Raw genomic sequence first — 272 nt, 5'->3', positions numbered from 1 at the left:
CTGCCGATAGGCGGTCAGGCCGTCGCTCTCGAAAGCGCGCATGGAATTGGCGGCGTCGACAACGCCCTCACCCGGCACGATGATGCGCATGTCGGCGACGATCTCGTCGCGCCGGCGCATCGTGGCATCGTCTGGTTTCGGCATGGCCAGGCCGGACATCAGCAGCCTCATTTCGCTTGACTGGTCAAAATCTTTTACCAGTGAAGCGCGTTGGGTGCAAATCCTGTAATGGCGGCGAATCCAACTTCAAGGCAGAGACAGGCTTACGCAGC

The 272-nt window shown here is 60.3% G+C and carries 1 pseudogene; it reads right to left on the bottom strand.

Annotated elements, in window-relative coordinates:
* Positions 1–159: pseudogene (locus tag AC0L3S_RS39365) on the bottom strand (FAD-binding oxidoreductase); the annotation flags it as partial.
* Positions 160–272 lie beyond the last annotated feature (113 nt).

The sequence above is a fragment of the Bradyrhizobium sp. Ken01 genome (assembly GCF_055807355.1).
This window is presented reverse-complemented; position numbering and strand designations above follow the sequence as displayed.